The sequence below is a fragment of the Gordonia sp. PP30 genome, from assembly GCF_023100845.1.
In the GTDB taxonomy this organism is placed as follows: Bacteria; Actinomycetota; Actinomycetes; order Mycobacteriales; family Mycobacteriaceae; genus Gordonia.
Map to the genome: position 1 here is coordinate 2,450,245 of NZ_CP095864.1, position 12,803 is coordinate 2,463,047.

Here is a 12,803-nt window from a genome sequence, read left to right on the forward strand (position 1 = left end):
GTCAGCATAGCCAGACACGCCGGTCGGGCCCGACGCAGCTACGACTCCGCGATCACCCAGCCGAACGCCCCGGCCCTGGATCGGGCGCCCTGCGCGGCCTTCGAGCGTGAGGTCTCCCCCAGCTCCGCGAGGAGTTCCTCGCCCGCCCGGACGGCCCGCGCGAATCGTTCCGGGGTGAGGTACGCCGGGCGCAGTGCGAACAGGAGGTCTTCGGTCGCGGTATTGCCGCTGGCGCCGGGCGCGAACGGGCAGCCGCCCAGACCGCCGAGGGCGCCGTCGATCATCGCCGCGCCGCCGTCGATCGCGGCCAGCGAGTTGGCCACACCCTGGCCCCAGGTGTCGTGGCCGTGGAAGACGAGGCGGCGCGCTCCGGCGGCCGGCCGGGCCGCCGTGAACAGGTCGTGCACCTGGCGCGGGTACGCCTGCCCGAGGGTGTCGGCGAGCATCACGTCGCACGTGCCCTCGGTGCGCGGATCGGCGACGACCTCCAGCACCCGCCCGGGATCGACGGGGCCGTCGAACGGGCAGGTGAAGGCGGTCGCGAGGGTGAGTTCGATGTTGCCCCCGACGCTCTCGGTGTGCTCGACGGCGGCCGGGAGCGCGGCGAGACTGTCCTGCGTGCTCCGGCCGAGATTGGCCCGGTTGTGCGCGTCGGAGACGGAGAAGCAGTAGGAGAAGTTCCGGGCCCCGGCGGCGGCCGCCTTCTCCACGTGCCGGGGCGTGGCGACCCATACCCAGCAACGTTCGAGTTCGGCCGGGGTCAGCGCCTCGATCACGTCGAGACTGTCGGCCATCGGCGGGACCAGATCGCCGCGGGCCATCGAACCGATCTCGATCTCCGGGATCCCGATGTCGAGGAGGGCCCGGACGAGACGCACCTTCGACGCGGTGTCGAGCAGCTTTCCGGTCAGCTGGAGTCCGTCACGCAGTGTCACATCGCGCAGGACCGGCTCACTCATCGCCGCGCTCCGCGGTGAGGAACCGGGCGCGGATCTCGTCGGTGTGCTCACCGATCTCCGGTCCGAGTGAGCGGATCGGCAACGACGCGCCGCCCAGCACCGGCACGATCCCCGGGAAACCGACCCGGGTCGGGCCGGCACCCCCGGCGTCGACGTCGAACTCCTGAATCATGTTGCGCGCCTTGTACTGCGGATCGGCCACGATGTCGCTCGCGGTGTAGATCGGGCCCGCGGGAACGCCGGCCGCCTCCATCGCGGACAACACCTCCTCGCGCGTGTGCCGGGCGGTCCAGGCGCCGATCGCGTCGTCGACCTCGTCGCGTCTGTTCCAGCGGCCGTCGTTGTCGGCGAGACCGGGGTCGGCCGCCAGATCCGGCCTGCCGATCGCCGCCATGTAGCGGGGCCAGATGCCGTCGGCGTTGCCGGAGATCACCACCGAATAGCCGTCGGCGCAGACATAGGCGTTCGACGGGGCGATCCCCTGCATGCGGCCGCCGGTGCGCTCGCGCTTCACCCCGTAGGCGCCGAGGTCGGGGACCAGCGACTCCATCATCGAGAAGATCGCTTCGTGGAGCGCGACGTCGACGATCCGGTCGGCGAGCGGCAGCGGCTCCTCCGCGGCGTCCCGGCGGCGCAGCACGTCGTACAGGGCCATGACCGCACCGAAGGCGCCGTAGAGTCCGGCGATCGAATCCCCGATGGAGACGCCGGTGCGCACCGGCGGGCGGTCGGGGTCGCCGATCAGTTCCCGGAAGCCGCCGTAGGCCTCGGCGACCGCCGCGAATCCGGGACGCTCGGAGTACGGTCCGGTCTGTCCGAAGGCCGAGATGCGGACGAAGATCAGGTCCGGGTTGCCCGCGCTGAGCACGTCCGGACCGATCCCCCACTTCTCCAGGGTGCCCGGCCGGAAGTTCTCCAGGACCACGTCGCACTGCGCGGCGAGCTGCGCGGCGTCGTCGCGGCCGTCCTCGGTGCGCAGGTCGAGGACCATCGACTTCTTGTTGCGATTGAGCGTGCGGAAGAGCATGGAGGTCTCGCCCGCGTAGAGCCGCCAGTTACGGAGTTCGTCGCCGCTCTCCCGCTCGATCTTGATCACTTCCGCGCCGAAATCGGCGAGCAGTCGCCCGGCCGACGGCGCGGCGATGTAGTTGCCGAGCTCCAGGACGCGGACACCCTCGAGTGGCAGTCGGCGGTCGGTCACAGATCGCTCCCGCGGTGGTCCTCCGCGTCGGTGATTCCCAGGGGCTGCAAGATGATGCGCACGCTCGTGCCCTTGTCGGAGCGCTTGGCGACGGCGGTCCCGGGCCGCTGCGTCCCGTCGAGCTTCACCAGGATCGGGCCGGGTTCCGGGGAGAAGTTGCGCCACCAGGTCTTCTGGTCCGGCATGGCCACGCCGACGACGATCTCGTCCTCGCCGCGCCGGGTGTAGTTCACGACGAGATGGAAGGTCTCACCGCTGCGCCGGCCCGTGTAGGTGAGTTCGGTCATCGACCTGCGCAGGAGCGACCCGACCAGCGGAAGATTCAGCATCGGCGCCACCAGCTTGTTCACCTGTCGCGCGGCCTTCTGAAAGGTAGTCACAGGGCCCAGCGTAGTGCGGTCGGGCGGCGGGCAGGCTCAGTCGTCGCCCAGTCCTTCGGTGAAGCCGCGGCTTCCGGCGAGGGCGAAGAGGGCGTCCACCATCGCGATGAACGCGTCGGCGGCGCCGGCCGAGGTGAACTCGGCGATTTCGCGGGGGTCGCCGTCGGGGTTGAGCAGACCGAGGACCTCGCCGTCGGTGCTCGGCACCGCCCAGAGCCGATCGGTGCCCGGGCCGGTGATCCGGACGATGGGGTCCGGGTCGTCGACGACGGCGGTCGGGACCACCCATTCCACTCCGGGATGCTCCGAGTCGAGCCCGGTGAGAATCCCTTCTCCGCCGATCCGGAGGTATTCGGGCATGCCGGTCATCTTCCGGACCAGGTCGGCGGTGCGCTTGGCGGCTTCCTCGTCGTACGCGACCGCGAGCGTGTCCCAGTCGTCCTCGCGGGTGCGATAGATCACGACGTGCCGGCCGTCGCGGCCGACCACCGCCATCTGCGCGCGGGTGTCGTCGGGCAGCAGCGCGCCCCAGGCGCCGTGGATCTCCATACCGGGATTGTCGTTGGTCACAGGAGAACCGTAGACCGTCGGCGCGGGCGGGCGATCGTCGGCAGCGCAGCCCCGGGATTGCTCTCCACACCTGGGACGCGTGAGCACATCCGGGACTGGTGACCCGCCGATGGTCACCAGCCCCGGGGGATCATCCCCCAGCCACGGGGCAGGTGAGGAGGCCCGTCGTTCGTGACCAGCATGTGGTCACCAAACCCGGGGATCTGCTGCTCATATCACCGGGGCTCGGGTTCGGATGACGCGCGCGAGGTCAGCCGGCCGCGTTGATCCGGATCATGTTTCCCGCCGGATCGCGGAAGGCGCAGTCGCGCGGCCCCCACGGCTGGACCGTCGGCTCCTGCAGCACCTCGGCGCCGCTGTCGACGAGCCGGTTGAACACCGTGTCCAGGTCACCGGCGGTGAAGATGTACGGCCCCATCACGCCCTTGGCGACCAGGCGGTGCAGCGCCTCCGCGTCCTCCGGCGAGCGGCCGGCGCCCGGGGCGGACAGGACGATGTTCGACTCCGAGTCGGCCGAACCCAGTGTGACCCAACGGAATTCGCCGTTCGGGACGTCGAGTTTCACCTCGAGGCCGAGACCGTCCCGGTAGAAGCCGAGAGCGGCGTCGACGTCGTCGACGGTGATGGGAGTGGCGGTGAGATCGATGTCGTTGCTCATGGCTCCCACGGTAGGGGCCGTCGGCCGCGCGGTGCTTCTCCAATCCTGCTCGAAGCCGGGACGCCGTACTCAGCGCGGAGGCATCGGCCGGGCCAGGATCTTGGTGATGCACGACGGCATCGCCTCGAGCCCGTCGTGCGGGCGAGCACGATAGGCCGACGGAGTCTCACCCGCGATCCGGGTGAAGGTGCTGCTGAACGACCCGAGCGATGAGAACCCGACCGTCATGCAGGCGTCGGTCACCGACGACCCGCCGCGCAACAACGCCATCGCACGCTCCACCCGCCGGGTCACGAGGTAGCCGTAGGGAGTCTCGCCGTACGCCGTCTTGAACTCGCGCGAGAAGTGCGACGGCGACATCAGTGCGCGCGCCGCCATCGCCGGGACGTCGAGAGGCTGCGCGTAGTCACGGTCCATCAGGTCGCGAGCCCGCCGCAGATGCGCCAGCGTCTCCGGTGACTGCGGGCTCACCCGTCCGACGCCCCGCCGCCGTTCCGGGCACCTCGGTCCCGCACGACGCCGGCCAGCACCGTGACCGGGAACCGGACAAGCCGGTGCTCGTCGCCCCAGTCCCCGCGAACGTCGTCGGCGAAGGCTTCGACGACGTCGTCGGTGCCCTCCGTCTCCGCGCGGCGCACCGCGGACCAGGTCCGCAGATAGCCGGTGAACTCGTCGAGCGTCCAGTCCCGCTCGATGGCGGGCGCCTCGATCGGGATCCGCGGAAAGGGGAACTCGAGATCGGCGTAGTGGTTGTCGACATGCCTGCGTTCGGGCGGCCAGTACGGCCCGATCTCCTCGGTGTACAGCCGCGAGAACCGCGGCGCCAGATCGGGCTCGAGTTCCACCACCCCGTAGGTGATGAGCGCCAGCACGGCACCGTCGGCGGCGATCCGCCGGACCTCGTCGTAGAAGACGGGCAGGTCGAACCAGTGGGCCGCCTGGGCGACGGTGATCAGATCGGCACCGCCGTCGGGCAGTCCGGTCGCCTCCGCCGGGGCCGCGCGGTACTCGATCTCCGGCCGGACCGCGGCGTTCGCCAGCTGATCCAGGCTGGGGTCCAGCCCGATCACGGTGTCGAAGTACTCGGCCAGCAGCGCGGTGAACTGTCCGGTTCCGCAACCGACGTCCACCGCCACACGGCGGCGCGGTGCGGCCTCGGCCAGCAGGCGCGCCAGCCTCGCGGGATAGGTCGGGCGGTGCTCGGCGTAGCCGGCGCCCCCGGTGCTGAACCAGTTCACAAACCAGAATTTACGCCGGACGCAACAGCTCCGCTCGGCGAGGCTAACGCGCGGCGGCCACCGCGAGCGGCCCGGACAGGTCGCCGCGCGGATGCACGACGACGTCACCCAGACCGCGCCAGTCCGCCATCGCCCGCAGATCACCCGCCAGCGTCTCGGCGACCGGTCCGGCGTCGGCGCCCGGTTCGCGATGCGCCGAGAGTACGTGCAGCACACCGGACTTACGGTCGGCCTTCAGGTCGACACGGGCGACCAGCTCGCCGTCGAGCAGGTACGGCAGCACGTAGTAGCCGTGCACGCGCTTGTGTTCGGGGACGTAGATCTCGATCCGGTAGTGGAAGTCGAAGAGCCGTTCGGTACGCGGCCGGAAGAAGACGAGCGGATCGAACGGCGAGAGGAGCGCCGACCGCCGCACGCGGCGGGGACGGCGTGCGTCGCGGTGCAGATACGCGGGGTCCGCCCAGCCCCGGACGGACACCTCGGTCACGGTGCCGTCGTCGATCAGGTCGCCGAGCACCCCGCGGACCTGCGCCGTCTTGAGGCGGTAGTAGTCGGCCAGATCGGCCACCGTCGCGATACCGTGCGCCGCGGCCGCCCGGCGCACCAGTTCGCGCCGGGCATCGTCGTCACAGATCCGCTGCGCGAGGACACCGGGGTCGATGACCCGCTCGGTGAGGTCGTAGTGCCGGGAGAACTGGTCGTCGCGCACCGCGGAGAGCCGGCCGCCGGCGAACAGCGCCTCGCACAGGTGCTTCACCTCGCCGCGCACCCACCAGCTGCCCTTCTGCGACGACGGCCGCTCGATCCCGAGTGCTTCTTCGAGGCGGCGCGGCGTGCTCGGACCCGCCTCGGCGATCACGGCCACCACGTCGTCGGCGAGAGATCCGTTGCGCGCCAGCACCTCTCGCGTATGCCGCCAGCGTCCTTCGGCGTACTCACGCATGCGCCAGCGGAACAGCGGCCAGTCGTCGACGGGGATCAGTGCGGCCTCGTGCGCCCAGTATTCGGCGAGGAGCCGGGGTGCCCGGGCGGTCGATCGCCACGCGGCGCGGTCGAGCAGCGCGTCGTCGTACGGTCCGAGACGGCTGAACGCGGGCAGATAGTGTGCCCGTGCCAGCACGTTGACCGAGTCCATCTGGAGCAGCCGGGTGCGGCCGAGCACCCGCCGCAGATGGGCGCGCGTGGGCGGACCGGTAGGCACCGGATCGGCGAATCCCTGTGCGGCGAGCGCGATCCGGCGCGCCTGCGCCGGCGAGAGTTCGATGGTCACCGGGCGGTGTAGTCGATCCGCCGGTACTCGAGGAAGCGGTAGAGCGTGCCGGTCCGCGAGTGTCGCCAGTCGCTCACCCGGGCCTGCTCCCAGGTGTCGAGGTCGACCTCGGGAGCGAAGGCATCGGCGCTGTCGACCAGCATCCCGATTTCCGTGACGTGCAGTCGCGTGGCGTGCGCCATGGCGGCGCGATAGATCTCGCCTCCGCCGATCACCGCCGCGACCCGTCCGACCAGCTCGAGCGCGGCTTCGAGATCGGTCGCCACCTCCGCGCCGTCGGCGGTGAAGGCACCCGAGCGGGTCAGCACGATGTTCCGTCGCCCCGGCAGCGGCCGGAAACGCTCCGGCAACGACTCCCAGGTCTTGCGCCCCATGATCACCGCACCCGTGCCGGTGACCTCGCGGAAGTGAGCCATGTCCTCGGGCACCCGCCACGGAATGGCGCCCCGGCGCCCGATCGCGCCGGCGCGATCCTGCGCCCAGACCAGCGTGATGTCCACCGCTCTCCTCTTCCTGCCGTCAGACCGCGACCGGCGCCTTGATCGCCGGGTGCGACTCGTAGCCGACGACGCGGACGTCGTCGTAGGTGTAGTCGAAGATCGAATCCGCCTGCCGCAGTTCGAGTTCCGGATACGGGTAGGGGTCACGTGCGAGTTGTTCGCGGACCTGCTCGACGTGGTTGTCGTAGACGTGGCAGTCGCCACCGGTCCAGATGAACTCACCGACACCGAGCCCGGCCTGCTGCGCCATCATGTGGGTGAGCAGCGCGTACGACGCGATGTTGAACGGCACCCCGAGAAACAGGTCGGCGCTGCGCTGATACAGCTGGCAGCTGAGTTTGCCGTCCGCGACGTAGAACTGGAAGAACGCGTGGCACGGCGGCAGCGCCATCTGCGGGATCTCGCCGACGTTCCACGCCGAGACGAGGTTGCGCCGCGAGTCCGGATCGGATGTCAGCAGATCGAGCGCCGCCTGGATCTGGTCGACGTGCGCGCCCGAGGGCGTCGGCCAACTGCGCCATTGGACCCCGTAGACGGGGCCGAGGTCGCCGTCGGCGTCGGCCCACTCGTCCCAGATGGTGACACCATGCTCCTGAAGCCACCGCACGTTGGAGTCACCGCGCAGGAACCACAGCAGCTCGTAGACGATCGACTTGAGATGGACACGCTTGGTGGTGATCAGCGGGAAGCCCTCGGCAAGGTCGTACCGGAGCTGCGCGCCGAAGATGCTGCGGGTCCCGGTCCCCGTCCGGTCGGCCTTCGGCGTGCCGGTCGACATCACCTGCCGCAGCAGGTCCTCGTACGGGGTCGGGATCCTCGTGCTCACATCGACCGAGTCTACCGATCCGCCGGCCTCCGCTACACCGGACGCAGGGCCGCGACGAACTCCAGCTTGTCCAGGATCGGCCCGGACAGGACGAACGGGTAGAGATCGTGCAGACCCATCGAGCGATTGACCATGTTGAGAGCCGTCGCGAGCGGAATCCAGTCCCGGCTCACCAGATCCCGGAAGGAGTCCCGGCTGCGCACCTCCCGGGCCGGAAGCAGGCCGTACGCGACGGCCGTCTCCACGGCATCCTGGATATGGAGATAGTGCGCCCATGTCTCGGCGAAGTCCTCGTACGGATGCATCGTCGCGTACGACGAGACGAACGTCTCCTCCCATCCCGGCGGAGGTCCGTCGTCGTAATGCCGCGCGACCGCGTCCTGATACGAGGACGTCTCGTCGCCGAACAACGTCCTGGCCCGATCGAGCAGGCCGCCGCCGACCAGTTCCACCAGTTGCCATTCGTAGTAGTGGCCGACCTCGTGCCGCAGGTGCCCGAGCATCGTCCGGTACGGCTCGTCCAGCTGATCGCGCACCTTCTCGCGGTGCACGTCGTCGCTCTCCGCGAGATCGATCGTGACGATTCCATCCGCGTGGGCGATGAGCACCTGCTCGTCGGCACTGGACAGCAGGTCGAAAGCGAGTCCGTTCAGCGGGTCGTCCCGCTTGCCGACCAGCGGGAATCCGAGGGTATCGAGTTCGGCCACCAGTTGCCGCTTGGCGCGCTCGGCGTCCACGAGCTGCGCGATGCCGGTCTCGTCGTCATCGGCCGGACGCGTCCGCGTCAGATCGCACGCGAAGCACTGACCACCGGCGACCTCCGCCAGCCAGGTGCAGCCCGACAGTCCGAGATTCTCGCAGACGTGCCAGATCAGCCCGTCCGCGTCGACGTAGGAGCCGTCGTCGACCGGCACGATCTCGCGTTCCGCGCGCGAGAACGCGACCGCCGAGCCACACGTCACGCAGATGGAGTTCTCGAAGAACAGCGCCGCGCCGCAGCGACGGCATGAGTAGCGTTTCACCGTTCCAGACTCGCACGGTCGACGACCCCGCGCACGGCGCGATCAGGCGGGGAGCCGGCCCTCGGCGACGTCGAGCACCCACTGGTCCGGCTCTTCACCACGCCGACGGGCGATCGTCACCAATGCTCGCGCCGCTGCCGACCGCGCCCGCGGGGTCCTGCCACGGAGCGTGTAGTCGGCGTTCATCCGCTGGCGCTCGCTCTCACTGAGATCCATCGCCGATTCCTCCCCGATTCTTCAGGTATATCTCGACGATACCGAACTCACTGGGTGTCTGCAGTGGCGACAAGACGAGAGCTTCGAGCGTTTCGATCCCTGTCGCCTCTGTCGCGTCGTCATCCGATAACGCCAGTTCAACGGCCCACTCCGACCGTCGCCACCACTCGACACGCGCTTGCTGCTCGTCGTGCCGCAGGCGATCGCGGCGCTGCTCAACACGGTCGGAGATGTTCCGATCGCTGCCGCTGCCACAGCGTGGCGAGCACACCGAACGTCGCCCCCAGGCCGACGATTAGCGTGACCCAGACCTGTGCCCCCATCGCCGGCTCCCCTCGTCGGAGACCAGCGTCTCCCGCGGCGTACCGGCGGCACCAGTCCCCCAGTCTCCGGCCTGTGGACGACGGCCGCCGTCCACAGGCCGGGCGGGTCACCCCTTGCGATGCGCGCCCTTCTCGGATACGCGGCTGCCGCGGCTCAGTAGGCCACCGTGAACCGGGAGCCGCGGTGCGCCGGCGTCTCGATCTCGCGCACGACCGCGTCCGCGAAGTCGGCGCCGGAGATGTTCGACTGACCGGCGTCGTCGACCAGCAGCACATCGCCGCCGATGCGATAGGTACCGGTGGCCTCGCCCTCGGCCCAGGGCCCGAAGCCGCCGGCCGGGCTCACGTAGAACCAGTCCACTCCCGAGTCGCTCGCGCGCAGATCGTCGAGTACGCCGGCCATCTCCTGCGCCTCCGGCTTGATCTCCGCCGGGAAGTCCGGGGTGTCGGCGACGCGCGGGCCGTCCGGCGCGACGAGCAGGGAGCCCGCGCCGCCGATGACCCCGAAGCGCACGCCTGCCGTCGCCGCCGCATCGGCGATCGTCTGTTCCAGCGCGCGCAGCACGCCGGGTCCTTCCAGTTCACCGCGCGGGGAGAGCGCCGAGACGACGACATCGGCCCCCTGCGTGGCCGCGGCGAGGACGGCCGGATCGGTCAGATCGCCGGTACGGTAGTCGACACCGGCGACCGGCGACGACGGCTGCGAGCGGCTGTACGAGGTCACCGAGTGTCCCCGGCTCGCGGCGGCCGCGACGAGGTGGCGGCCCGCGTAGCCGGTGCCGCCCAGAACGGTGATGTGCGCCATGAAGAGTTCTCCCTTTGTCGTTCCGGGTCGTGACCTGTTCACGACCCCTCTTGACTCACTGTAGGCGTGTTACTCTCTATTGGTAAGTAGGCACTTTTCGGTAACTTACACACCGACGAAGAAGGGACCCGGCATGACCGGCGCACCGACGGCCCCGAACCCGTACGACCGCAACTGCCCGACGCGCGACATCCTCGACCGGATCGGCGACCGCTGGACCGTGCTGATCATCGGGACGCTCAGCGACGGCCCTCGCCGTTTCAGCCAGATCGCCCACCGCATCGACGGCATCTCCCAGAAGATGCTCACCCAGACGCTGCGCGGCCTGGAGCGCGACGGCCTCCTCACCCGCACCCAGTACCCGGAGATCCCGCCGCGCGTGGAATACGAACTCACCCCCCTGGGCCATTCGCTGCGCGCACCGCTGCACGAGCTCGAACTCTGGGCCAACACGCACATCGGCGAGATCCTCGACGCCCGCGAGCAGGCCGCGCGCACCGGATCCTGACGGCCCGAGTCAGTCCATCAGGCACGCCGCGACGGTCGCGCCGAGATTCCAGCAGGCCTCGACTTCGTCTTTCGTCGGCTTGGCGGAGACGACGACGTCGTCGGCCGACTTGACCCAGCCGAGTCCACCGGCGATCGAGTGGACGCTCCGCTGAGCTCCCTCGGTGCCCTGATTGCCGTGCATGAACAGTCCGTACGGACGCCCGCCGGTGGCGTCGAGGCACGGGTAGTAGATGACGTCGAACGCGTGCTTGAGCGCACCCGACATGTAGCCCAGGTTCGCCGGCGAACCGAGCAGATAGCCGTCGGCCTCCAGCACGTCGACCGGCGACAGCGTGAGAGCGGCGCGCCGGATCACGCGCACGCCCCGAATGTCCGGGTCGGTGGCCCCCGCGATCACCGCTTCCAGCATCTCCTGGCAGTGCGGCGACGGCGTGTGGTGCACGATCAGCAGTCGTCGAGGCTCGGACATCACGACCTCCCGGTGAAAGCGAGCAGCCGATCCGCGGGCGTCGCGGATCGGGGTGCCGTCGCGGCGGCGAACAGACCGAGTCCGCGCAGGCCGTCGATCACCGGCGCGGCCTCGGTCAGCAGATACTCGCAGAGCCGCTCCGGCGGCGCCCACGGAATCCCGAGACCCACGCACAGATCCTGCGCGTGCAGCGTCAGCTCCATGACGCGCATCGTCATCAGTTCCGTGCCGGACCGAGGCCCGGCGCGATGGTCCACCGGCAGGCCGAGATCGGCCGACGAGGCCGCGGCGCGCAGAGCGCGCTCGTATCGCCAGAACGCCGCGACCGGATCGTCGCCGATGTAGTCCCGGCCCCGGGTGACCGCGGTGTCGCCGGCGGAGGCGCCCTCGATCAGCATCCGGTACCGGTCGGCGCCGCCGATCACGTGGTCGATCAACTCGCGGTTGCTCCACTCGCCGCAGCCGCTCGGCGCCGAGAGGGTGCCGGCACCGGCACTCGACAGCGCTGCGGCCCAGAGGGCCTCGGCGTCGTCGAGTGTCCGGTCGGCATCATTCATGCTCGCGTGTCTCCGCGAGTCCTCCGGCCGCCTTCGCGGCCCGGTATCCCTCCGCGGCGCGCGACATCATCTCGCGGGCCCGTTTGCGGTCGCCGGCGTAGTCGTAGGCGCGAGCGATCCGGTAGGAGCTCATCCAGTCCGAGGGGTCGGCCTCCCATTCGATCTTGACCTGCGCGAACAGCTCGTCCGCGGCGTCCCGCTCGATCCGGCCGGACGGCCGGCGGGGCAGGTCGTCGACGTTCAGGTCGCGCCCGGCGTCGGCCACCGCCGCGGCCATCCGCTGGTGCTCGATCCCGGCCTGCAGTGTGCGCACGACGATCCAGACGCCGATCACCGGCAGGATGAAGACACCGACGCCCAGGCCGATGCCCACCGCGCCGCCGGTCTGGATGAGCCGCACCGCGGACCGGCTGAGCAGCACCAGGTAGACGCCGATCGCGAAGACCATGAATCCGATCATCAGGACGATCGGCCGGGCATCCTTCTGCTTCGCCCTCCGCTGATCCGCCATCGGCTACAGGTCCATGAATCGGTCGAGGCCCACGGTCAGACCGGGATGGGTGCCGATCTCGCGGACGCCCAGGAGCACGCCGGGCACGAACGACGTGCGGTCGATGGAGTCGTGCCGGATGGTGAGCGTCTCCCCCTGCGTGCCGAGCAGCACTTCCTGGTGCGCGACGAGTCCGGCGAGTCGTACCGAGTGCACGCGCACCCCGTCGACGTCGGCCCCGCGGGCACCCTCGAGCCCGGTCGACGTGGCATCGGGCATCGGGGCACTGCCGGCCTTGGCCCGGGCCTGCGCGACGAGCCCGGCCGTACGTCCCGCCGTCCCCGACGGCGCGTCGGCCTTGTACGGATGATGCAGTTCGACGATCTCCACCGAGTCGAAGTACGGCGCCGCCTTCTCCGCGAAGTACATCGACAGGATCGCGCCGATCGCGAAGTTCGGGGCGATCAGCACACCGACGCCGTTGTCCGCATCGTCGATCCAGGCCTGCACCTGGGACAGTCGCTCATCGGTGAATCCGGTGGTGCCGACGACGGCGTGGATACCGTTGTCGATCAGGAACTTCAGGTTGTCCATCACCGCATCGGGGTGGGTGAAGTCGACCACCACCCGGGTGCCGGAGTCGACGAACGAACTCAGCGGATCGCCGGTGTCCACGCCGACGGTGAACTCGGTGTCCTCCGCGGCCTGCACCCCGGCGACGATCGCCTGCCCGACCTTGCCCCTGCTGCCCAGCACACCGACCCGGATCGCACCGCTGCTCATCGTCTCCACCTTCATCACTCGACGCC

At 69.9% G+C, this 12,803-nt stretch carries 18 protein-coding genes; 1 reads left to right on the forward strand and 17 read right to left on the reverse strand.

The annotated features are described in order from the left end of the window. Positions 1–38: 38 nt before the first annotated feature. The 13 genes from MYK68_RS11310 to MYK68_RS11370 all read right to left on the reverse strand — a co-directional run bounded on the left by MYK68_RS11310 (position 39) and on the right by MYK68_RS11370 (position 9,968). On the reverse strand, positions 39–959 hold the full coding sequence (locus MYK68_RS11310; protein ID WP_247863803.1) for a hydroxymethylglutaryl-CoA lyase-like TIM-barrel protein: 921 nt from the start codon (positions 957–959) through the stop codon (positions 39–41). Continuing rightward, complete coding sequence (locus MYK68_RS11315; RefSeq protein WP_247863805.1) at positions 952–2,160, reverse strand: CaiB/BaiF CoA transferase family protein; 1,209 nt, start codon at positions 2,158–2,160, stop codon at positions 952–954. Before MYK68_RS11315 ends, MYK68_RS11310 begins: the two co-directional genes overlap by 8 nt. Then, a complete protein-coding gene (locus MYK68_RS11320) occupies positions 2,157–2,540 on the reverse strand; it encodes a hypothetical protein (protein WP_247863807.1) in 384 nt (127 codons plus the stop codon). Before MYK68_RS11320 ends, MYK68_RS11315 begins: the two co-directional genes overlap by 4 nt. 36 nt (positions 2,541–2,576) lie before the next feature. Then, positions 2,577–3,110: a hypothetical protein gene (locus tag MYK68_RS11325; protein WP_247863808.1), complete on the reverse strand. Its 534-nt coding sequence runs from the start codon at positions 3,108–3,110 to the stop codon at positions 2,577–2,579. Positions 3,111–3,360: 250 nt separating this feature from the next. Continuing rightward, positions 3,361–3,768: a VOC family protein gene (locus MYK68_RS11330; protein WP_247863809.1), complete on the reverse strand. Its 408-nt coding sequence runs from the start codon at positions 3,766–3,768 to the stop codon at positions 3,361–3,363. 69 nt (positions 3,769–3,837) lie between these two features. Further along, entirely contained in the window at positions 3,838–4,185 is a 348-nt protein-coding gene (locus MYK68_RS11335; RefSeq protein ID WP_247868024.1) for a helix-turn-helix transcriptional regulator, read from the reverse strand. Between the two features lie 50 nt (positions 4,186–4,235). Further along, positions 4,236–5,006: a class I SAM-dependent methyltransferase gene (locus MYK68_RS11340; RefSeq protein ID WP_247863810.1), complete on the reverse strand. Its 771-nt coding sequence runs from the start codon at positions 5,004–5,006 to the stop codon at positions 4,236–4,238. A gap of 43 nt (positions 5,007–5,049) precedes the next feature. Continuing rightward, entirely contained in the window at positions 5,050–6,276 is a 1,227-nt protein-coding gene (locus tag MYK68_RS11345; RefSeq protein ID WP_247863811.1) for a winged helix-turn-helix domain-containing protein, read from the reverse strand. Further along, positions 6,273–6,776 carry a dihydrofolate reductase gene (locus tag MYK68_RS11350; protein ID WP_247863812.1) on the reverse strand — a complete coding sequence of 168 codons (504 nt, stop codon included), beginning with the start codon at positions 6,774–6,776 and terminating at the stop codon, positions 6,273–6,275. Before MYK68_RS11350 ends, MYK68_RS11345 begins: the two co-directional genes overlap by 4 nt. 19 nt (positions 6,777–6,795) lie before the next feature. Then, complete coding sequence (locus MYK68_RS11355; protein ID WP_247868025.1) at positions 6,796–7,554, reverse strand: thymidylate synthase; 759 nt, start codon at positions 7,552–7,554, stop codon at positions 6,796–6,798. A gap of 80 nt (positions 7,555–7,634) precedes the next feature. After that, positions 7,635–8,624: a zinc-binding metallopeptidase family protein gene (locus tag MYK68_RS11360; protein ID WP_247863813.1), complete on the reverse strand. Its 990-nt coding sequence runs from the start codon at positions 8,622–8,624 to the stop codon at positions 7,635–7,637. Positions 8,625–8,666: 42 nt separating this feature from the next. Next, a complete protein-coding gene (locus MYK68_RS11365; RefSeq protein ID WP_247863814.1) occupies positions 8,667–8,840 on the reverse strand; it encodes a hypothetical protein in 174 nt (57 codons plus the stop codon). A gap of 477 nt (positions 8,841–9,317) precedes the next feature. Further along, on the reverse strand, positions 9,318–9,968 hold the full coding sequence (locus tag MYK68_RS11370; RefSeq protein ID WP_247863815.1) for an NAD(P)-dependent oxidoreductase: 651 nt from the start codon (positions 9,966–9,968) through the stop codon (positions 9,318–9,320). Positions 9,969–10,101: 133 nt separating this feature from the next. Between MYK68_RS11370 and MYK68_RS11375 the strand changes: the two genes are divergently transcribed. Next, positions 10,102–10,476 carry a winged helix-turn-helix transcriptional regulator gene (locus MYK68_RS11375; protein ID WP_247863816.1) on the forward strand — a complete coding sequence of 125 codons (375 nt, stop codon included), beginning with the start codon at positions 10,102–10,104 and terminating at the stop codon, positions 10,474–10,476. Positions 10,477–10,485: 9 nt separating this feature from the next. On the opposite strand, the gene MYK68_RS11380 is transcribed toward MYK68_RS11375, so the two are convergent. From MYK68_RS11380 to dapB, 4 genes are read right to left on the reverse strand one after another with little or no spacing between them, the layout of a single operon-like run. Next, positions 10,486–10,947, reverse strand: a complete 462-nt coding sequence (locus MYK68_RS11380; protein WP_247863817.1) for a flavodoxin family protein — start codon at positions 10,945–10,947, stop codon at positions 10,486–10,488. Next, a complete protein-coding gene (locus MYK68_RS11385) occupies positions 10,947–11,504 on the reverse strand; it encodes a TIGR03086 family metal-binding protein (protein WP_247863818.1) in 558 nt (185 codons plus the stop codon). Before MYK68_RS11385 ends, MYK68_RS11380 begins: the two co-directional genes overlap by 1 nt. Further along, on the reverse strand, positions 11,497–12,015 hold the full coding sequence (locus MYK68_RS11390; protein ID WP_247863819.1) for an NADH-ubiquinone oxidoreductase chain 4L: 519 nt from the start codon (positions 12,013–12,015) through the stop codon (positions 11,497–11,499). Before MYK68_RS11390 ends, MYK68_RS11385 begins: the two co-directional genes overlap by 8 nt. A gap of 3 nt (positions 12,016–12,018) precedes the next feature. Next, the gene (dapB, locus tag MYK68_RS11395) at positions 12,019–12,777 is read right to left on the reverse strand and encodes a 4-hydroxy-tetrahydrodipicolinate reductase (protein ID WP_247863820.1); all 759 of its coding nucleotides are present in this window, start codon (positions 12,775–12,777) and stop codon (positions 12,019–12,021) included. Between the last annotated feature and the right edge of the window lie 26 nt (positions 12,778–12,803).